19 protein-coding genes are annotated in these 20,208 nt (G+C 63.6%); 9 read left to right on the top strand and 10 right to left on the bottom strand.

Translation table 11 applies throughout. From position 1 onward, the window contains the following. Window positions 1–20: 20 nt before the first annotated feature. The 4 genes from D0T11_RS02745 to D0T11_RS02730 all read left to right on the top strand — a co-directional run bounded on the left by D0T11_RS02745 (window position 21) and on the right by D0T11_RS02730 (window position 4,302). The gene (locus D0T11_RS02745; protein ID WP_119654253.1) at window positions 21–1,355 is read left to right on the top strand and encodes an NAD(P)/FAD-dependent oxidoreductase; all 1,335 of its coding nucleotides are present in this window, start codon (window positions 21–23) and stop codon (window positions 1,353–1,355) included. A gap of 36 nt (window positions 1,356–1,391) precedes the next feature. Then, entirely contained in the window at window positions 1,392–1,619 is a 228-nt protein-coding gene (locus D0T11_RS02740) for a hypothetical protein (RefSeq protein ID WP_119654252.1), read from the top strand. Between the two features lie 170 nt (window positions 1,620–1,789). Next, the gene (locus D0T11_RS02735) at window positions 1,790–3,166 is read left to right on the top strand and encodes a 4Fe-4S binding protein (protein WP_119654251.1); all 1,377 of its coding nucleotides are present in this window, start codon (window positions 1,790–1,792) and stop codon (window positions 3,164–3,166) included. A 209-nt stretch (window positions 3,167–3,375) separates the two neighbouring features. Continuing rightward, window positions 3,376–4,302, top strand: coding sequence for a formylglycine-generating enzyme family protein (locus D0T11_RS02730; RefSeq protein ID WP_182888215.1), 927 nt, complete (start codon window positions 3,376–3,378; stop codon window positions 4,300–4,302). A gap of 108 nt (window positions 4,303–4,410) precedes the next feature. Here D0T11_RS02730 and D0T11_RS02725 read toward each other — a convergent pair whose 3' ends face one another. Continuing rightward, window positions 4,411–5,673: a hypothetical protein gene (locus D0T11_RS02725; protein WP_119654249.1), complete on the bottom strand. Its 1,263-nt coding sequence runs from the start codon at window positions 5,671–5,673 to the stop codon at window positions 4,411–4,413. Window positions 5,674–5,830: 157 nt separating this feature from the next. Then, window positions 5,831–6,748: a hypothetical protein gene (locus tag D0T11_RS02720; RefSeq protein ID WP_119654248.1), complete on the bottom strand. Its 918-nt coding sequence runs from the start codon at window positions 6,746–6,748 to the stop codon at window positions 5,831–5,833. A gap of 211 nt (window positions 6,749–6,959) precedes the next feature. Between D0T11_RS02720 and D0T11_RS02715 the strand changes: the two genes are divergently transcribed. Together D0T11_RS02715 and D0T11_RS02710 are read left to right on the top strand one after the other, a co-directional pair. Then, window positions 6,960–7,244, top strand: a complete 285-nt coding sequence (locus D0T11_RS02715) for a hypothetical protein (RefSeq protein ID WP_119654247.1) — start codon at window positions 6,960–6,962, stop codon at window positions 7,242–7,244. 286 nt (window positions 7,245–7,530) lie between these two features. After that, on the top strand, window positions 7,531–10,257 hold the full coding sequence (locus D0T11_RS02710; RefSeq protein WP_119654246.1) for an outer membrane beta-barrel protein: 2,727 nt from the start codon (window positions 7,531–7,533) through the stop codon (window positions 10,255–10,257). Between the two features lie 124 nt (window positions 10,258–10,381). Here D0T11_RS02710 and D0T11_RS02705 read toward each other — a convergent pair whose 3' ends face one another. The 3 genes from D0T11_RS02705 to D0T11_RS02695 all read right to left on the bottom strand — a co-directional run bounded on the left by D0T11_RS02705 (window position 10,382) and on the right by D0T11_RS02695 (window position 12,288). Beyond that, window positions 10,382–10,678 carry a hypothetical protein gene (locus D0T11_RS02705; protein ID WP_119654245.1) on the bottom strand — a complete coding sequence of 99 codons (297 nt, stop codon included), beginning with the start codon at window positions 10,676–10,678 and terminating at the stop codon, window positions 10,382–10,384. A 438-nt stretch (window positions 10,679–11,116) separates the two neighbouring features. Continuing rightward, a complete protein-coding gene (locus D0T11_RS02700) occupies window positions 11,117–11,686 on the bottom strand; it encodes a hypothetical protein (protein WP_119654244.1) in 570 nt (189 codons plus the stop codon). 137 nt (window positions 11,687–11,823) lie between these two features. Further along, the gene (locus D0T11_RS02695; RefSeq protein ID WP_119654243.1) at window positions 11,824–12,288 is read right to left on the bottom strand and encodes a peroxiredoxin; all 465 of its coding nucleotides are present in this window, start codon (window positions 12,286–12,288) and stop codon (window positions 11,824–11,826) included. A gap of 224 nt (window positions 12,289–12,512) precedes the next feature. On the opposite strand from D0T11_RS02695, the gene D0T11_RS02690 reads away from it, so the two are divergent. The 3 genes from D0T11_RS02690 (at window position 12,513) to D0T11_RS02680 (ending at window position 16,382) form a co-directional block, all read left to right on the top strand. After that, window positions 12,513–13,202 carry a glycosyltransferase family 2 protein gene (locus D0T11_RS02690; protein ID WP_119654242.1) on the top strand — a complete coding sequence of 230 codons (690 nt, stop codon included), beginning with the start codon at window positions 12,513–12,515 and terminating at the stop codon, window positions 13,200–13,202. Between the two features lie 142 nt (window positions 13,203–13,344). Then, complete coding sequence (locus tag D0T11_RS02685; protein ID WP_119654241.1) at window positions 13,345–14,832, top strand: cellulose synthase family protein; 1,488 nt, start codon at window positions 13,345–13,347, stop codon at window positions 14,830–14,832. Between the two features lie 179 nt (window positions 14,833–15,011). Then, a complete protein-coding gene (locus D0T11_RS02680) occupies window positions 15,012–16,382 on the top strand; it encodes a glycosyltransferase 87 family protein (RefSeq protein WP_119654240.1) in 1,371 nt (456 codons plus the stop codon). Window positions 16,383–16,395: 13 nt separating this feature from the next. On the opposite strand, the gene D0T11_RS02675 is transcribed toward D0T11_RS02680, so the two are convergent. The 5 genes from D0T11_RS02675 to D0T11_RS02655 all read right to left on the bottom strand — a co-directional run bounded on the left by D0T11_RS02675 (window position 16,396) and on the right by D0T11_RS02655 (window position 20,174). Then, window positions 16,396–17,292 carry a hypothetical protein gene (locus D0T11_RS02675; RefSeq protein WP_119654239.1) on the bottom strand — a complete coding sequence of 299 codons (897 nt, stop codon included), beginning with the start codon at window positions 17,290–17,292 and terminating at the stop codon, window positions 16,396–16,398. Between the two features lie 28 nt (window positions 17,293–17,320). Continuing rightward, on the bottom strand, window positions 17,321–17,926 hold the full coding sequence (locus tag D0T11_RS02670; protein WP_262681672.1) for a TIGR04282 family arsenosugar biosynthesis glycosyltransferase: 606 nt from the start codon (window positions 17,924–17,926) through the stop codon (window positions 17,321–17,323). Window positions 17,927–18,065: 139 nt separating this feature from the next. After that, complete coding sequence (locus D0T11_RS02665) at window positions 18,066–18,641, bottom strand: rhodanese-like domain-containing protein (protein ID WP_119654237.1); 576 nt, start codon at window positions 18,639–18,641, stop codon at window positions 18,066–18,068. A gap of 26 nt (window positions 18,642–18,667) precedes the next feature. After that, complete coding sequence (arsS, locus tag D0T11_RS02660) at window positions 18,668–19,717, bottom strand: arsenosugar biosynthesis radical SAM (seleno)protein ArsS (RefSeq protein ID WP_119654357.1); 1,050 nt, start codon at window positions 19,715–19,717, stop codon at window positions 18,668–18,670. A gap of 124 nt (window positions 19,718–19,841) precedes the next feature. After that, on the bottom strand, window positions 19,842–20,174 hold the full coding sequence (locus D0T11_RS02655) for an arsenosugar biosynthesis-associated peroxidase-like protein (RefSeq protein ID WP_119654236.1): 333 nt from the start codon (window positions 20,172–20,174) through the stop codon (window positions 19,842–19,844). Between the last annotated feature and the right edge of the window lie 34 nt (window positions 20,175–20,208).

Genomic DNA, 20,208 nt, shown 5'->3' with positions numbered 1-20,208 from the left:
TCCGTTTTTTCCTGTTGAGTATGCACCTGGTTATTATCGGCAACGGCATTACCGGCGTAACGGCCGCCCTCACGGCGCGCAAGCTGCAGCCCGAGGCCCGCATCACGCTCGTCTCGGCCGAAAGCGCCCACCACTTCTCGCGCCCCGCCCTCATGTACGTGTATCTGGGCGACCTGCGCTACCAGGACATCAAGCCCTACGAAGACTGGTTCTGGACCGAAAACCGCCTGGAACTGGTACACGCTACCGCCACCGGCCTCGATACCGCCACCAACACCGTGCAGCTCGACAACGGCACCACCCTCACCTACGATAAGCTGTTGCTGGCCACCGGCTCGCGGGGCCGCCGCGGCCCCTGGCCGGGCGCGGAGCTAGCCGGCGTGCAAACCTTTGTGACGCTGCCCGACCTGGAGCTGATGACCCGCGACACCCGCCAGGGCGTGCGGCAGGCCGTGATTGTGGGCGGCGGCCTGATTGGCGTGGAGCTGGCCGAGATGCTGGCCGCCAAGGGCGTGGCCGTCACCATGCTCATCCGCGACGCCCGTTACTGGGGCGCCATTCTGCCCCCCGAAGAGGCCGCGCTGGTCCAGCGCCAGCTCGATGCCCACCACATCGTGTGCCGCTACGAAACCGAACTACAGGAAATTCTGGCCGACGAAAACGGCCGGGTGCGGGCCGTGCGCACCACCGCCGGCGAGCAGCTGCCCTGCCAGTGGCTGGGCCTGGCCATCGGCGTCGAGCCCAACCTGGATCTGGCCAGGGCCGGCGACCTGGAGGTAGACAAGGGCGTGCTCGTGAACGAACACCTGCAAACCAGCGCCCCCCACGTGTACGCGGCCGGCGACTGCACACAGCTGCGCGAATTTGCCAAGGGCGAACTCGCCGTTGAGCAGCTCTGGTACACCGGCCGCCAGCAGGGCGAAACCGTGGCCTATACCCTGTGCAACGCCGATGCGCCCCGCTCCTACCAGCGCGGCCAGTGGTTTAACTCGGCCAAGTTCTTCGACCTCGAATACCAGACCTACGGCCGCGTGCCCGCCGAGCCGGCTGCGGGCGAGCACAGCTTCTGCTGGCAGCACCCCACCCGCGCGGCCCTGCTGCGCATCAACTTCCGGGCCGACACGCTGGCCGTAACCGGCCTGAACGTGCTGGGCCTGCGCCAGCGCCACGACACCTGGGCCGCCTGGCTGCAAGCCGGCACGCCCGTTACCGAGGTAATGGCCAACCTGGGCGCGGCCAACTTCGACCCCGAGTTTTTCCGCCAGTACGAAAAGGTGATGGTGGCCCAGTTCAACCAGCAGTTTCCGCAGCACGCGGTGCAGCTGCGCCGCCGCAAGGGCCTGTTCCGCGTATAGTCAAGCGGCTTTTTCTGCCTTTATCTTCTTTCCCACATGGATTTCAACAAGCTCTACCACCCCAGCGCCCTCAACAGCTTCCAGTACATTGCCGTGGTGGGTGCCATCATGAGCGGCGGCGCCCAGCTCATCATCCACCTGCTCAACTACCCCCGCCCCGAAGGCTACCTCTACCTCTACTGGTGCTGGCTGGGCCTCTACATTTTCGGCTCCCTGCTCAACCTGTTCGGCAAACCACCCCAGGGCCATCACCACCATCATTAGTAGCAACTGTTAGCCAGAACGTCATTCTGAGCGCAGCGCAGCGGAGCCGAAGAATCTCTACTGCGATGCTAATCCTGACCTCGGGCTTTACTGTAGCGGTAGAGATTCTTCGACTCCGCTACGCTGCGCTCAGAATGACGTTCAGTCCAATCATCATCCAGCCTTGCCCAATGACCACTGCCCAACCCCTCACCGCCGATGCGCCCCTGCCCGAGGTAGCGGGCACCGAAAAGCTGCTGCTGGCCCTCGTGGGCCTGGGGCTGCTGCTGCTGCTGCCCGCCGCTTTCGATGCCGATGCGCCGCGGGCGCACGCCGCTTTTTACGCGGCGCTGGGCCTTATCAGCGTGGGCACCTTGGGCTGGGCCGGCTGGAAATACGGCCAGAAACCGCCCGGCGTGTACAACCACAACCTCTGGCTGCGGGCCAGCACCAGCCGCGGGGCCGTGGCCTGGGTCACGGGCATTGTGCTCACCGGCTTCTACGTCATCCTCTACTGGTTCAGCAGCCCCGACGACCAGGGCAATTTCGGGCCGCTCAACCAGCTCGTGCACGCCCTTGATCCGTTCAGCCAGCTGTTGCGCCACAAGCCCGCCGACCAGTGGTTTTTGTACGGCACCTTCTACACGCTGGCCATTCTGCTGATGGGCGGCCGGGGCCTCTGGAAGTACCGCAGCTCGCCCTACCACCTCATCCGCACCGGCTCGCTGATGTTCTTTCAGTTGGGGTTTGCGTTTCTGCTGCCGGGGCTGCTGCTGGCTTTCCAGCGGCCCGAGTTCTACTTCAGCTACTTCTGGCCCCTCAAGCAGGAATACCTGTTTCCTGACACCGTGGGCTATCTGCTCAAGGATGGCGGGCCGGGGCTGGGCGTGTTCATGGTGTTCTGGACGGCCGTTATTTCCTTCGTGGGCGTGCCCGTGCTCACCTACTTTTTCGGTAAGCGCTGGTACTGCTCGTGGGTGTGTGGCTGCGGCGGCCTGGCCGAAACTGCCGGCGACCCCTACCGCCAGCTCTCCGACAAAAGCCGCACCGCCTGGAAGTGGGAAGTGCGCATCATCTACACCGTGCTGGTAGTAATTGTGGCCCTCACGGCGCTGCTGTGGGTGGGCGCTTCGGGCGCGGTGCCGGCGCTGCAAAGTATCACCCAGCCGCTGAGCAAGGCCTACGGCTTTGCCATCGGCTCGGTGTTTTCGGGTGTGATTGGGGTGGGCTTCTACCCCTTGATGGGGGCGCGGGTGTGGTGCCGGTTCGGCTGCCCCATGGCGGCTTACCTGGGCCTGATTCAGAAGCACTTCTCGCGCTTCCGCATCACCACCAACGGCGCCCAGTGCATCTCGTGCGGCAACTGCTCCAACGTCTGCGAAATGGGCATCGATGTGAAGCAGTACGCCCAGCGCGGCGAGCCCATCATCCGGGCCTCCTGCGTGGGCTGCGGCATGTGCTCCACCGCCTGCCCGCGCGGCGTGCTCAACCTCGAAAACGGCCCCCGCGACAACCGCTACCAAGGCTCCCAACTCATCTCGGCCGACTCGCTGCGGATTCTGAGCTAAGTATTGCTGCGCTTCTTTTTATACTGATAAGCATACCGACAATCACGTTTTCCCCCATGGGCAGTTTATCCTGTTCTTCGCGGCGGCTCGGGGTTGCCACGCTACTCTCGGCGCTGTTGCTGCTCGCTGCGGGCTGTGGACCGAGGTTTCCCAGCAGCATTACGCCGACCTATTACAGCAGCACGACTGGTCTGCCAAATGAGGTGGGAATGCAGACCCCGTGGAAGGGCTACGACGATTACGCCGTGCTGGAGTTTGGCAAAGGAACCGCCTGCCAAAATCCGTTACCACCGGGCGCGCCGCTCAACCAAAACCTGAAGGCTAACCCCCTGGTACCGCATGTTGTGGCACCCGGCTGCGTGCTCATCCGGCCCGATGGGCTGAGTATGGATGAGACGGAGGTGACCAACAACGAGTGGCGGCGCTATCAGATGCAGCTGCGTCTGACGGGCCAGGGTGCCGCCGCCGAGCCCAGCGCCACCGCCCTGCCCGTTCCCGACTATTACACCAACCCGTTCTACGATTACGCGCCGGTGGTAGGTCTGAGCTACGAACAGGTCACAGCCTTTTGCCGCTGGCGGGGCCGTACCATTACTCACCTCTACAACGCCGACCCGGCCAACGCAGCCGATAGCCTTTCCGAGCGTTACGTGCGCTACGAACTGCGCCTGCCCACCGAAGCCGAATGGGAGCGTGCCGCCCTAGCCGACCGCAACCAACCCTACGGCACCAGCTGCCCCACCTGGCCCCTCACCGTGAATCCGCGCGCAGCAGCATATCTGCGGCAGTATTCGGGCACTGAAGCCAGCCCCGCGCAGGTGGCCACCGACATCAAGGCGTACAACCAAACCAGGCCCGTCAGCTTCGGCATTAGCTGCCGGCAGCCGAAGCAGCCGTATTTTCTGCGCCTGTTGGCACCCGCCTACGTCTTCCAGACTCCTGCCAACGACTACGGCCTCTACCAACTACTGGGCAACGCGGCGGAAATGGTGCAGGAGCGCGGCATCAGCAAGGGCGGCAGCTACCTCGACCCGCTCGAAGCCTGCACCGTAACGGCCCGCGGCACCTATGCCGGCCCGGCCCCCAACGTGGGCTTCCGGTGCGTGAGCCAGGCTTCGTACCCCAACCGCAAGTGAGTTCTATTGCGGAAACGCGAGCAGTGCCGCTGTTACTCCAAGGAACGGAATGAGGCCGATGCCTTCGAGCTCTACCCGTTTCGCGGCCTCTAGTAGGCGGCGCCTGGATCACCCCCCGCCCCCGCCCGTCCTCTGGCCCGATGATGCCCAGCGAATCGTTTTATGGACGTAATCAATGGTCGTGACATATTTCCGTAGCAGCGGGTAACCGGCTAATCCATCCAAGGGCGTTTGCGGGGCGTTCCGATTGAGGTGTTCGGTTGTGGCAAACACCGTCGGCTGCCTTTTAAAGACAAGGTGCGGCCCCAGCTCAATGGCCGACAGTTCGCCCCGCAGTACGCGGCCGGGAGTGGCATCAAGTCCCACCACGGTACAGGTTTGCCACCGGCGGGTAACGGGTGCCAGAACCGAAGCGTATTTCTCGTCGAGCAAGTTGTTCTGAGCCCCCGAGTCTATGCCCAGACGCAACGTTTGACCGCCTGCCCTGAAGGCGACTACTGGCAGGTGGCCGCGCTGGAGAAAAGAAAACGTGCCTTCCGCCACGGCGGAGCCCGCCGCCACGGGCGGGGGCTTGTCCAGCCACAGCTGTTTTTGCTGGTAATCGAGCGTGAGTGCGTACTGGCTGAGCAAGCTGTAGCCAATCAACCCCAGAATCGGCTGTTGGCCCAGCCCGGCCTCCAGCGTGGTCAGGTCGAAAGTGGCCACCTCCAGGTGGCGACCGACGATTCCTTGCCAGTCAAACTCCCCGATCTGATAAAAAGAAGCCCCCCCAACGAGGCCCCCGATACCAGTAGAACCGCCCCCCACTAAGGTTTGCTGTCCGGCCGGGGGCGCGAAGTACGCATTGTTGAGGCGCAAGGTGGGGCAGCCGGTATCCAGAACGAAGTCGCCCCGCCGGCCATCCACCGAGGCGGTAACCACCACAAGGCCGCTGACCAGCCGAAACGGCATCGTCACTCTTTCAGGCAACGTCAGGTTTTGCGCCGGTAGCTGCGGCGCTATCTTTTTAACGTGGGCCTTCGCCAGGTTGAGCTCCAGGAATTGCCCCGTGGAATCCAGCAGAAAATTGTACTCTTTCCAGACTCCGGCCCGGGCAAAGGAGCAGGCGTAGCGCGTATTTTCCTCTTCCGCGCCCTGGCGCACCAGCCGGGCATCCTCCACGGGAAGCGCCCGCGCCACCAGCTGCGCCAGCACCAGCGCGGTGTAAGCGGCCGGCAGCTGGTCGATGCGGGTGTCGGCCCGCAGGTAGGGTTCCAGAACTGCCGTTGATTGCGTGTTGAGCGCCACCACCAATGTATCCAGCGCCTCTATGCCCAGCGCAGGCTGGGCCGGGCCGGTAAGCGGAACAAGCACGGCGCTACCTCTACTCATGGATCGGGACGGCTATAGTAGCCCCAGTTACGAGCTACTGTATTCAGGGGCAGAAAACGGGGTTCCCTCCTTGGCAAGGCGAGGAACCAGACCTGGTTTCCGGTCCGCAGCCTGAAGTGGCGACTCTGGCACCTTACCAGAGCAGGTGGAGTGGGGGCTAGTCCACTGTGTTTTTCACCGTGATGCGGGATGTCGTGCTATTGCGCATGTTTTGCCCCAGCGCTAAAACCGTTGCGTTCGATTTCTTCATCACGTCGAGTTCTTCAATAAACCCGCTGCTTTGCCTCACTCTGGCTTCCCCTTCGTAGCTGGTATCGCTCGTGCTGGTCGCCGTTACGGCCCCGCTCCGATTGGTTTGCGACGTGGAGCCGGCCCCGGTCAGGCCCCGGTTTTCAATCCGTACGACCAGTATTTCGCCCTGCTGGCTCAGCACTTTGTAGGTATTGAGCCACGTGGTTGAGCCCACCACCACGCTATCCTTCCAGCTGCTGCCCGGACTTACGCTTTTAGGGGGCAGGCGCAGGAAAAAACCCTGGAAGGCCGGCACCGAAATAAGGTTGGGAACATTCTGACTCCACAGGTTATCAAACTTGGGGTCAGTATCCTGCTGGCTCAGCGTACCGGTCGTGGGCTGGTAAACCGATTTGAACGTTTTGCGCACGTAGGGGTCGTAGCGCTGCCCGAGGGCGGCGGCCACCTGGTCCTGCTCGAATGTATTCTCGGAGTCGTACACGCTTTTTCCCAGCACGGAAACAACGGTCATCTGCACCTGCTGCACGATCCGCTCCAATGACAGCTCCCCGCTGCTGCCCGTTTTCTTCACCTGTAGCCGCCGGGAGATAAGCTGGTCGCTGGGTCCGGCTACCGAAATACTGCTGCCGCCGGTAGCGGCCGGCGAGGCCCCGTTTTCCACTTTGGATAGCTTGATGGTGCTAACGATTTTCTTGCCCGCCAGGTAAGCCGGATCAAACCCCTTGGGTAGCGCCGGCAGGCGGCCATCGGCTGTTGGGGCCTGGGCACCAACCAGGCCGGCGCTTAAGAGAGTGGCAAGCCATAAGGTCCGGTTCGTTTTCATATGTGCTGAGAGTAGGGCAAGGAACAAGGAAGCAATTCGGAGCGCATTCAACCGCCAAGTAGGCTGAATAAGGTGGGAAAAGCAAGGTTATTTAATCTATTTATAAAATATACACTCGGTATTTCTTTTCTCATTTTTCTTCTCTATTCTTGTCGCAGGCTCACCGCTTAACTCACACGTTTTCAAGCAACCAAAACAAACTTCAGCCATCATGAAAAAATTATTCTTCTCCCTCGCCGTCCTCTTCGCCGCCTCCTCGGCTAGCTTCGCCGCCTCTGCTACGGCCACTACCGTTGCCCCGGCTACCACGCTGGCAACGGCCCCCACCAAGCAAACCATCACCGTGGCCTCCCAGCAGGAAGCCGATGCGCTTATCAGCACCCTGACGGCCAACCAGTCAAACTACTCGATTAAAAAGTCCGTCCTGCAGGAAACCACCGTCATCATCATCATTTTCGATGATGGTACGGTCATCATCATCATCATCCAGGACTAATTCCTGCTTTCGGTGAGCCCATTGCCTGCTGGTACCCTAACCGCCTTTCCGGATGTCCTCCTCTGCCAGAAGGGGACGGCCGGGGGAGGTTAGGGTACTTTTGGTTGTTTACCCTGGCTCACCAGCGGCAAAGAAATGCTAATTTGGCCCGCGGCCCCTACCCCTGTTTTTGCCTGATCGGTCAGCCCCAGCGCCTCGGCCGCCCTGCTGCGAGCAGGCCATACGGGCGACGCCCTACATAAGCATCAGAGCAGAGAGGCGGAGAGGACCAGGGAGACTATCGACTATGCGCAAACCCCTACTTAGTCTGCTGTTGCTGTTGCTGCTGCTGGTCCTGAGCGCCGCCCACGGCCAGCAGAACCGGCAGCTCCGGTTGTGCCTGCACTTTGCGGCAGGCGACGTGGGTAGTATGCCGCCCACGAAAAAGGTATCGATTAACGCCGGACCGCAGTTGGTGATAACCGCCGACACCTGCCTGTGGGTGGGGTACGGCCCGGGCAGCCCCCCCACTACGCTGGTAGTGGAGGCCGAAGGCTACGCGATGCGGCGTCTGACGGTGCGGACCGACACGCTTTCCGGCCGGCCGCTGCACCTCACCTTGGAGCCGCGCGTGGTGATGCTGGACGAGGTGAAAATTGCCTCCGACCGGGCCGTTCGGTACCGGGGCGACACGCTGGTTATCAGCGTAGACAGCGTGAAAACCCAACCCCACGCCAGCGCAACGGACCTGCTCAACAACGTGCCGGGAGCCTCGGTTGATGCCAACGGCCAGGTCCGGATCATGGGCAAAACCGTGGATCAGGTGACAGTTGATGGCAAGACCTTATACGGGGGCAATGCCAAGGCCACCCTGGAGGCCCTTAATGCCGACATGATCAAGGACCTGGAAGTGATGGCCGCCACCGGCGCGGAGGGCGACCAGAAATCGGCCCTGAATATCCGGCTCAAGGACGACCGTAAGGCGGGTAGCTACGGCAAACTGGAAGGGCTGGCCGGTACGTCCGGCACCTACCTGGCCACCGGCCGGATGAGTCGCCTGCGCCCGGGCTCTTTTCTGAACGCCTTCCTCACCACCAACAACGTGTATGAGCAGGCCCTCACGAACGACGAGCGCAACAACCTGGTGCGGGATGTGGTGTTCAAAGGCATGCAGGGCGTTTATTCCGTTACCGAATCGGCGCTGCCCCGCCCGGCCGCCGTGCAGGCCGACCGCACGGTGCAGAACCTGGTGGAGTCGCCCCTGAACGTGGGCGACGTTGCTTCTACCAACGGGGGGCTCAACTACAACCGCAGCGGTAAGGCCAGCGAAATGTTCGGCTACGTGTTGTTCGACCGGACCCGGCAGGCGGCCACCCGCTCGCTGCTGACCACCCGCTTCCTGCCCCCGCTGGAGCAAACGGAAAGCGGCCGCATCGACGATACCAGCCAGCGGACCAAGATAACGGCCTATTTCAACGCGAAGTGGACACTCGCGCCCCGCCTGACGCTGGCCGTGGCCAGTACCAACTACTGGCAGCATGCCCAGACTACGTTACGGGCCGAATTTGATACCCGGCTACGAAGGGCCGACACCCTGCTGGCGGCCACGGCGCTGCGCCGGTTCAACGACCAGACCGAGCAACAGCTCTACACCACCCAGCAGGCGGTGGGCGTGTACCGGCACAAGCGCCCGGCCCACGTCAGCTCCCTGTATGCCCGCTACGGCTACGGCACCCGCAACCTGGATCAGCGCTACGACAACGCCCTGGTCCGGGAGCAGCAGCGGGCCGAATTCCGCAACCGGATTGACCGGACGGCCCCCGAGCAGCGCTTCGAGCTGCAAGCCCTGCACGCGCTGCCCATAAGCCGGCGGGTGCTGGTGGAAGCGAAAGCAAGCTGGCTCCGCGAACTGCTGCCAGTAGACCAGCGGGGGTATCGGTACGACGACCAGGGCCGGCAGCTTGGCGCGGCCGGGCTGAGCTTGCCGGATTTCCGGGTTGACAACACCCAGCAGACGGCCCAGACAGCCCTCTACTACAAAACCCCGCGGTTCAGCGCGCTGGGCAGCGTTGCGCTTTGGCACTGGCGCACCCACCGACGCATTGCCCCCGACCAGCAGGACGGCCTGAGCCGGACGGCCTGGCTGCCCGGCTTGTTTCTGGAATACCGCCCCGACGCGGTGACCAAGCTGTCTTTGCGCTACGGTCAGACCCAGGCCCTGCCGACCACCGAGCAGCTTTTTCCCGTTGCCGACAGCACCAACCTTCAGACCATCCGCGTGGGCAATGCCTGGCTGACCAGCACCGCGCGCCAGAGCGCGGAAGTAAGCCTGAGCACGGACTACCGCAGCAACCGCCTCAGCCTGACGGGTCGCTACGGCCTCGACGACAACCCCGTGCTGACGAGCACCCGGATAAATTCGCTGGGATTTCTCACCCAGTCCTACCAGCAGTACCGCTCGGTGAGGACGACCGGGGTTTCGCTGCTCTGGTACCAGTATCATCAGCTCCGGCCGTATAGCCTCTATGGCCTGGCAACTACCCAGTGGCTGAACGGCTACCTCATCACCCAGGCCGCCGTGATTCCGCTGCGGACGATGGTGACGGTGGTGGCGTTGGGCACCAAGTGGCGGGTAACGCCTACGCTAAGCGCCAAACTCGATGTTCGCACCACCCTGACCCGCCAGAGCACCCCGACCACGGCCGCCAACGTGCTCAACGGGCGCGCCGAGCCTACGCTACGCGTGGAGAAGAAGTGGGCCGGCAATTTCTACGTGGAAGGCATGTACGCCGGCTTCGTCAACCGCTACGCCCGGGGGGGCATGAACGTCAATTCCCTGCTCGACCTGACGGCGAGCAAGTACCTGGGCAGCAACGACCGGGTAAAAGTGGCCCTTACCCTTCGCAACGCCCTGAACGTGCAATCCTTCTACACCAACTCCTTCTCCAACTATGTGCAGCGCGAAGAAGCCGTCGACCGCCTGCCCCGGTTCCTGATGCTGGGCGTCAGTGTATTTCCCGAAAAGTGGAAGTAGCGGCCCGGGGCTGGCCCACCGGCGTACGCGCGGTTTTTGGAAACAGGCGTTGTTTGCCGGTCCCCGGTTAGGGCACTTCCCGAATGAGTGAACAGCAGGCTACCGTACTCCCCGAAGCAAGCAATTAGACGCTCTGCGAACAGAAGGCCTTTATCTCGTCGGCATCCACAAGGGTATATTCCGCCACAAACCGGTCTTCCTGCCTGATGCGCCGGGCTTCCAGATGGAACCCGAATACGCCCATAATCTTCTGCACCAGCTTCGGAATCGGGCGGGGTACCCGGCCGTTCTTCACGTTCACGATCATGGAGTAGTTGAGCTGCTGGCGCTCGGTCCACGGTTTCAGCTCGCCGTGCATAAAGGAATTCAACTCGTTCTGAACGTACTGAAGGCACTCCTCATAGGAGATGACCAGTGACATGTTGGAGGCTGCCCGGGAAGGCACTCGTGAGTTCGGCATGAAAAGAGGCAAAAGGTAGGTGTGGACATGCGAATGGAAGTCGGAAAGGACTCGAGGACGGCAGGGCAGGGCAGGGCAGGGCAGGGCAGGGCAGGGCAGGGCAGGGCAGGGCGGCAAACGGGCTGGCGCAAAGACAGTTTCTCTTTGTCAGTACCCGGATTACGTAAAAAAACAGGGTTGCGACTGATACTTACCAGCCGGCAAACAGTATGCGTGGGCACCACGAGTGGCTACTTTGCCGGACAGCTCAGCGGCCTATGCCCGTTTTCAAGGGGCGAACCAGGTGAAATACGGTCAATTTACGGAAAACATGCTGAACACAAAAGGGGCCGTAGCGAGCGGAAATAGGTTCCGCCCTACGGCCCCTTTCGTGTCCGGCCGGGGCATCCGGCGGGCGGGCTACCCCTCCAGGCTGCCCCGCGGCTTGAGGCGCAGCTCCAGCACCCGGGTATCCTCGTTGCTCCAGATGAAGTTGCGCACGTCTTCAACGCGAAACACCACCAGCCCGTCGGGGGTGCCGTACTCGGTGTAGCACTCCATCAGAATCTGCTCGGCCGTGAGGCGGCGCACGTAGCCGTAGTAATCCATGCCCAGGTGGGTGTACACGTTCACGAGCTGGCCCTGCTCGTGGGCGCGCGCCAGCAGCAGCGGCACCGTTACGTACTCCTGCTCCAAAAACGCGGGCGACTTGAGGCCGGCGTACACTTTGTCGAGATTATCGGCCTTGAACTCCACGTGGCGGATGTACTGGTCGTCGTAATCGAGCTGGAACACCTCCGCCATGTTGAACGACTGGATGGCGGTGGACATCCCGTCGCGGTTGATGATGCGCAGCACCACCACCTCGTCGGAGAAGCTCAGCACGTAGCCCACCGAAAACCGGCCCGGTTCGCTCTGGCTGGTGCGCACGCCCAGCAGCCGCTTCTCCTGGCGGGCCCGTTCAAATACTTCCTGGAATAAGCCGGACATGGTTTGGGGTTGTTAGCTGTTAGCTGTTAGCTGTTAGCTGTTAGCTGAGTAAACGTAGGACAGAAGGCAGTACCGGTTCCCTGAGCCCCGGCGGGGCGGCATATCGGTAGAACGGCCAACAGGTTGAACGGCTACCATCAGCCATCCGCCAGCAGCTTCTTGAGCACGTCCTTGGTCGTGCTCACGTGGTCGGTGGCGCGGCTCATGGAGTTGAACACGTACTGAATGAGGCCCTGCTTGTCGATGACGAACGTGACGCGGCCGGGCAGCAGGCCCAGCAGAGCGCGGGGCACTTCGTAGCGCTTGCGCACCTGGCCGCCGGCGTCGGCCAGCAGCGGGAAGGGCAGGCGGTGCTTCTGGGTGAATTTCTGGTGCGAAGCTTCCGAATCGGAGCTGACACCGATGACCTCGGCCCCGAGGTCCTGAAAGTCCTGGTACTGGTCGCGGAAGGAGCAGGCTTCGGCCGTGCAGCCGGGCGTATCGTCTTTGGGGTAGAAGTAGAGCACTACGTTGCGCTGGCCGCGCAGGTCGCTGAGCCGGAACGGTTCGCCCGACGTTGTGTTCAGGGTGAAATCGGGGGCCTGGTCGCCAATCTGGAGCATAAGCAAAACGGCGCGGAGCCGGCATAAGGCACGGCGGACCGCGCGGGTTCAGCCCCAAAACGGGGCAGCGCAAAAGTAGGCCAAAACGATCAACCGACCCGAAAACCCGGCCCGGGATACTTTTGTGAGGACTCAAGCCGGCGCAACTGTGCATCTTTGCACTTCTTTTGATTTGCCCGCAGCCGGGCCGGCCTGATCCGCCCCCGCTGCTTCCGCCCGCCCGCATGGTCATCGACGTCATCATTCCTGCCTTCAACGAGGAGCAGTCTATTGCCAGGGTGCTGGCCGAAATTCCGGCGGGCCTGGTGCGGGAGGTCATCGTGGTTGATAACAACTCCCGGGACCAGACCGGTCCGGTGGCCCGGGCGGCCGGGGCCACCGTGCTGCGCGAGCCCCGCCCCGGCTACGGCCACGCCTGCCTGGCCGGCATGGCCCACTGCTTCGCCCGCCCCCTGCCCGAGCAGGCCGACATCATCGTGTTTCTCGACGGCGACTACTCCGATTTTCCGGCCGACATGACGGCCCTGGTGCAGCCCATTCTGCGCGACGAGGCCGATCTGGTGATTGGATCCCGGGCCCTGGGCGAGCGGGAAGCGGGCTCCATGCTGCCCCAGCAGCTGTTTGGCAACTGGCTGGCCACTACCCTACTGCACCGCTTCTACGGCACCCGCTTCACCGACCTGGGGCCGTTCCGGGCAATCCGGCGCGAGGCCCTGCAACGTATCGATATGCGCGATACCACCTACGGCTGGACGGTGGAGATGCAGCTCAAGGCCGCCAAGCTCCGGCTGCGCTCCGTGGAAGTGCCCGTCCGCTACCGCCGCCGCATTGGCGTGAGCAAGGTGTCGGGCACCGTAAAAGGCACCCTGGGGGCCGGCTACAAAATCCTCTGGACGATTTTCCGGTACTTGTAAGGCGGAAAAAGCGCGGCGGCCAAGGGGCGTTGTAGGCGGCTTCGCGCGGCCGGAGCCCCTTTGCCACCCGCTTACCCCGTCGGCGGCCGCCCACCCCGCGCCCGACTCTCTCCCCCACCCCAAGCCCCCAAGTTTCCCGTAAATGCTCGTTTTGCAAGTTCTGTTGATGGCCCTTTACGGCCTGTGTCTGCTGCTACTGCTGGGCTTCAGCCTCACGCAATGGCAGCTTACGCGGCTGGCCCGACGAGCCTACAGTGCCCCCGCCCTGCCCGAACCACCGCCCCCGGCCACCTGGCCCCGGCTTACGGTGCAGCTCCCCATCTACAACGAGCAGAACGTGGTGGAGCGCCTGATCGACGCCGCTGCCGCCCTCGACTACCCCCCCGACCGCCTGCACGTGCAGGTGCTCGACGACTCGACCGATGATACGGTGGCCCTGGCAGCGGCCCGGGTGGCCTACCACCGCGCCCGGGGCGTGCACGTGAGCCACGTGCGCCGGCCCGAGCGCACCGGCTACAAGGCCGGTGCCCTGGCCTACGGCCTCGGCTGCACCGACGGGGAGCTGATTGCCATTTTCGACGCCGATTTCCTGCCCGAACCCGATTTCCTGCGCCGGGCAGTGCCGCACTTCTACCACCCCACCACCGACAACGCCCGCACCGGCGTGGTGCAAACCCGCTGGGGCCACCTCAACGAGGACTACTCGCTGCTCACCGAGTTGCAGGCCTTCGGACTGAACGCCCATTTTTTCGTGGAGCAGGTGGGCCGGCAGGCCGGCGGGCACTTCCTCAACTTTAACGGTACGGGCGGCATCTGGCGGCGCGCCTGCATTGAGGATGCCGGCGGCTGGCACGCCGATACGCTCACCGAAGACCTCGACCTGAGTTACCGGGCCCAGCTGCGGGGCTGGCAGTTCCGGTACCTGCCCGCCGTGGCCGCCCCCGCCGAGCTGCCCGCCACCATGGACGCGCTCAAGTCGCAGCAGTTCCGCTGGACCAAGGGCGCCGCCGAAACCGCCCGCAAGCACCTGCGGCAGGTTTGGAATTCGGGTCAGTCGGTGGGCACGCGCCTGCACGCCACGTTTCATCTGCTCAACAGCGCCGTGTTCGTGGCCATTCTGCTGATGGCCGTGCTGAGCGTGCCACTCGTGTTCGTGCGGGCATTGGGGGCCGAGCAGCTGCGGCCGGTGTTCCACATGGCGGCCCTGTTCCTGCTCACGCTGGTGCCGCTCACGCTGTATTTCCGCACGTCGTGGCAGCAGGCGGCCCGCCGCCGGCCCGCGCCGGCGGGCTTCACGGAGCAACTGCTGCTGTTTCTGGCCTTCTCCATGGGGCTGAGTCTGCACAACGCCCGGGCCGTGGTGCTGGGCCTGGTGGGGCAGCGCAGCGCCTTTATCCGCACGCCCAAGCTCGGGATGCTGGCCGGGGCGGGTAGCTGGCGGGGCCGCCGCTACCGCACCAGCTCGCTGCTCAGCGGCCTCACCCTGCTCGAAGGCCTGCTGGCGGCCTACTTTCTCTTCGGCATCGGGGCCGGCATTTACCTGCAAGAATACGGCCTGCTCCCCACCCACCTGCTGCTGGCCACCGGCTACGGACTGGTATTTTACTACTCGCTCCGCCACGCTTCCTAGGCAGGTTGAAGACTTGGTGTATCAGGCAGCTTAGCCGATGACGCGGCAGCCCGGGATGGCAAACGTAAACGGTGTGCTGTTCTTTACCAGAATCAGAAAAAACCGCACAAAAAACCTTGGAATTCTGTGCGGTTTTTTCTGATTTTGGTAGAGTACAGCACAGGATTTTCCTCCCTTCTATGAAGCCATCCCATTTCGTTGCCCTGCTGCTGAGCGCGGCCGCTTACGGGCTCCTGGCCTACGCAACGCCGCGCCCGGCCTTCGGGCAGCTGGCCGGGCTGCTGGCGGTGGCGTTCGGGGCCTATTGGTGGCTGCTGAGAACGGGGCTGCCCCTGAAGCAGGGGCTGCTGGCGGCCCTGCTGCTGCGCCTGCTCTGGCTGCCCGCCCTGCCCGCCTTCTCCGATGACTACCACCGCTTCCGCTGGGACGGCCTGCTGCTGAGCCAGGGCCAAAACCCCTACCGCTACCGCCCCGATGAGCTGGTGGCCCCGGCCCAGGAGCCAGCGGCCCTTCTCCCAGCCACCCCCCAACCCCCAAAAACCAACAACCACCCCCTAACCACCCTGTACCCCCGCCTGAATTCGCCCCACTACTACTCCGTGTACCCGCCCGTGGATCAGGCGGTATTTGGGCTGGCCGCGGGGCTGTTTCCGCACTCGGAGCGGGGTTTCGTGGGGGCGCTGCGGGTGCTGCTGCTGCTGGGCGAAGCGGCCACGGCCGGGTTGGTGCTGGCATTGCTGCGGCAGTTTGGAGTGCCCCGGGAGCGGGCGCTGTGGTACCTGCTCAATCCGCTGGTGGTGGTGGAGCTGACCGGCAACCTGCACTTCGAGGGCCTGGTAGGGGGCCTGCTGCTGCTCATGCTCTGGCTGCTGGCCCGGGGCCGGGGGGCGGCGGGCGGCGCGGCCCTGGCCCTGGCCGTGGCCACCAAGCTGCTGCCCCTGCTGGTGCTGCCGCTGCTGCTGCGCCGCCTGCCCTGGCAGCGGCTACTGGGCTTCGGGGCGGCCTTGGGCGTGGGGCTGGCGGCGCTGTTTCTGCCGTTTCTGAGCCTGGAGCTGCTCGGCAACATCAGCCGCAGCCTGGATTTGTACTTCCGCAATTTCGAGTTCAACGCCAGCTTTTATTACCTGGCCCGGGCGGGCGGCCAGTGGCTCACGGGCTACAACCAGATTGCCCTGATCGGGCCGGCGCTGGCCCTGCTCACGGCCCTGGGGGGGTTGCTGCTCGCGTTCACCGAGCGCCGGCCCACCTGGGCCACCCTGCCCCGGGCGCTGCTGCTGCTGCTCACGCTGTATTTTTTGCTGGCTACCACTGTTCACCCCTGGTACCTGGCCCCGTTAGTGCTGCTGAGCACGTTCACGCGTGCCCGCTACGCACTGGTGTGGTCGGGCCTGATCGGGCTCTCCTACGCCGCCTACCGCACCACGGCCTACACCGAAAACCTCGCGCTGATAGCCCTGGAATACACGGTCGTGCTGGTCGTGCTGGTGCTGGATGCCCGCCAGGGCCGGCTTAGGGATTACCGAAACGAAGCCCTAACTACGAAGCCCTAAGAACCAGGCACTGCTATTTTCCGGGCCAGTAGGCGTAGCGGCGGACCTGCTTGAGCCAGAGGTTGCGGCCGTCCCAGGTGGTTTGGCGCAGCAGCACGTTGGGGTAGGCTTTGGCAAACCAGTAGCCGTTTTCCTGCTTGTCGCTGAGCCGTACCCGCACCCGCCAGGCGGGCTCGGCGGTGTCGGTTGGCTGCCCCTCTTCTACCTTGATCTGGGCTCCGTAGAGTTCCGGGGCCGAGGCCTTACTGGTTTGCTGTAAGGCGTAGATACGGGCCAGGAACTCGGGTTTTTGCTCGAAGCGCAGCGCCCGCAGCGTGTAGGGCAGCGCATCCTCAAACAGCACGTCGCGGTGCAGGGCGCGCTGGCCCGTGCCCTGCCCGTCCCAGTACGAGTTGTAGGTCTGCTGGTACTGGAGGCCGTCGTCGGCAATGGCTTTGAACGTGTTGCCGCACCACTCCTGCGACGACGTGGTGAGCTTGAGCAGCTGCACCGGCTGGTCGCGGCGGAAAAACAGCGACGTCAGGTAGTGGTAGGGGTAGTTTTCGGTGGCAATGCTACAAAACTGATTGACCTTCATCACCGGGAACAAGTCCTTGCGCTGGTAGTCGTCGGTTTTGACGTTGAACTGCTGGTTGAATTCCTCCTTCACCGTAATGAGCGTGTACTCGAAGCGGCGCACGCCCCCGTACACCACCCGCTCGGCGTTGTAGGTGGCCACCTCAGCCAGCCCGTCTTCCCAGAGCCGGTTCATGGCCCAGTCCTGCTGAAACACGCCGTCGCGGCGCGTGAGGGGGTTGTCGGAGGGAGTGGGCGCGCTGGCGGTGGCAGGCTGCTGCCCCGCATCGGAGGAGCACGAAACCAGACTGGCCGTGAGGGCCAGGGCCGCCGCGAGCGGAACTACACGAAACATAGGGGCAGGGAACAAAGCGCTGAAAGCGCTAAAGTACGCGCAAATCGGGGCTTGCGCTGGGGCCGGCCACTTCGTGCCAGGCGCGCAGGTCGGCGGCCGTGTCCACGTCCTGCAATTCCGGCAGCAAATGCACCCGTAGTCCCAGGCGGGCCGCGTCGGCCAGGGTTTCGGCCCGGACGGTGGCCGTGCTCCAGGGTTTGTGCTCGAACAAGCTGGCGTGCAGCGCGCGCGTACCCAGCAGGTAATACCCACCATCAACCGCTGGCCCCAGTACCAGATCATGGGTGCGCAGGGCGGCGTAGGCCTCGGTAAGATGCGCCGTGGTGAGCCCCGGGCAGTCGGTACCGATAATTACGGCGGCTTGAGCCGGCCGGGCAAAATCGTGGGCGAAGGCGGCCTGCATCTTTTCGCCCAGGTCGCCGGTGGGCTGGGGCCGCTGCTCGAAGCCGGCCCAGTCGGCGGCCGTTTCCGAACCCTCGCCGACCAGCCACACGGTTTTGTGCGCGGCCAACGGGGCCACCACGGCCCGGGTATGGGCCAGCAGCCGGCGGTACACAACCAGGGCGGCCTCGTTGCCGATGCCGGCCGCCAGCCGGGTTTTCACGCGGCCCAGCTCCGGGTGGCGGGCAAAAATGATAAGCGTTTCCAGAAGGTGAGGGGGTGAAATGATGAGGTGGTGAAATGGTAAGGGGGTGAGTTTGATGTGCTGAACCCCTAATGGCGCAATTGGCGCAGCTAGGGGTTCAGCACATCAAACTCACCACCTCACCATTTCACTTATACACCGGGTTGCCGGTTTTCAGCCAGGGCCGCCACAGAATGGAGTATGGGTGAACGTTGGTGGTCGGACCCTGGGCGTTTACGACTGGCTGGCCGTCGTTCATCCACTGGAAAATGCCGCCGTAGAGGTTGCGCACGTCCCGGAAGCCCTGCTGGCGCAACCAGGCGCCCACCTGTTCGCTGCGCGCCCCCACGGTGCAGTACACCACCACCGGCCGGGTGCGCGCAATGGCGCTCAGGTCGAGCTGCTGGTAGTGGTCGTAGTCGACGAAGCGCGCGTCCCGCAGGTGGCTCACCTGGTATTCCTCGGGGGTGCGGGTATCGAGCAGCAGTACGCTCTGGGGCTTTTTTTGCAGGGCGGCGGCCAACTCGGCGGGCTGCACTACGGGCACGGTATGCTTGTAGAGCACGCCCAGCATCCGGTCGTAAGCGGTCATATCGGGAGTGGCGGCGCCGGATCTGGCCCGCTCCGGCTGCTGGCCGCAGGCGGCCAGCGAAGCCGGCACCAGAGCCAGCAGGGCCAGGGTGCGGACGCGAAGCCGGGAAGATTTGAGCCAGGAAGCAGCCATGAGAAAGGGGAAAAGATGGCGGGGGGTTACGTAGTCGCGCCCCCGCAGCTGGAACCCGCCCCGGCCGTGCAGCCGTAGCAGTGCTGATTGACCACGATGGCGCGGTCCTGGAGCCGGGCTTCGTCGAAGTCGCCGATGTGTTTGGGGGCATTGCCCGCCACCAGCAGGTCGAGCTGCTGGTTGAAGTCGCAGTCGTAGAGCTGCCCGTCCCAGCCGATGCTGAGCGTGGTGCGGCACATCACGTTGGCGGCCGCCACGGGGTTGTAGGCGGCCACCAGCTGCTGCATGTAGCTTTCGTAGTTGCCACTTTCCAGCAGATAATCCAGAAACCGGCTCACGGGCAGGTTGGTGATGGTGAGCAGGCTATTGAAAACGATGCCGTGCTCCCGGCCCAGCCGCTGCTTGAACTCGCGCTCCAGGCTCTGCTGGGCACCCGGCATAAAGGCCCCCGAAGGGTTATAGACCAGGTCCAGGGTGAGGCCCGTTCCTTGTTGCCCGTAGCCCACGGCATTCAGCATTTTCAGGGCCCGGATCGACTTCTCAAATACCCCGTCGCCGCGCTGGGCATCGGTGCGGCCGGCCGAAAAGTGGGGCAGCGACGATACCACCTCCACGTTGTGCCGGGCAAAGAACTCGGGCAGGTCGTGGTATTTCTTGTTGGCCACGATGATGGTGAGGTTGCAGCGCACGATGGTGCGGAGGCCCAGGGCCGAAATCTGCTCCACCAGCCACCGGAAGTCGGGGTTCATTTCGGGAGCCCCCCCCGTCAGGTCCACCAGCTCGATATCGGTCCGGGCCAGCGCGTCCAGACAGAGCTGCATGGTGGCGCGGGTCATAATTTCGGTGCGGTCGGGTCCGGCATCTACGTGGCAGTGCTTGCACACCTGGTTGCACATGCGGCCCACGTTGATCTGCATGATCTGGAGCCGGGTCGGGCGCAGGGGCAGCAGGCCCGTTTCGCGCAGCTTTTCGGCGAAGGCCGGCAACCGGGCACCGGCCGCCTCTGCTTCCGTAAGCACCGTCAGCTGATATCCGGTATCGGCCAGAGGGGCATGGCGGGCCTGGAGAGACTTGATCATAAATGGGCGGGATGTGGCAAACGAGAAGAATGCGGGAAACGGAGCGGGGATATATGCTGATGAAAAACCACTACCTCAGCTTGCCGCCTCCAGTACATTTCTCATAGTACCCACCTTGCTTTTACATCGTCAGCTCCTTGGCCTTGTTCATCATCTGCACCCCGTGGACCAGGGCGGCCCCGCCCTTGATGGCCGCCGCTACGTGCACGGCTTCCATCATCTGGGCTTCATCGGCCCCTTTCTGGAGCGAGTCGGTCGTGTAGGCATCGATGCAGTAGGGGCACTGCACGGCGTGGGCCACGGCCAGGGCAATCAGCGCTTTCTCCCGCTCCGACAGGGCACCGTCCTTGAACACCTCAGCGTAGTAGGCGAAGAACTTATTCCCCATTTCGGGCTGCCACTGGGTGATGTTACCAAACTTGGCCAGATCGGCCGGATTGTAGTACGTGTTCATGGGAGGGAGAGCTAAAAGAGGAATGACGCGGTAA

Origin of the sequence: Hymenobacter rubripertinctus, from assembly GCF_003583925.1 — a bacterium.
GTDB classification, from domain to species: domain Bacteria; phylum Bacteroidota; class Bacteroidia; order Cytophagales; family Hymenobacteraceae; genus Hymenobacter; species Hymenobacter rubripertinctus.
This window is presented reverse-complemented; position numbering and strand designations above follow the sequence as displayed.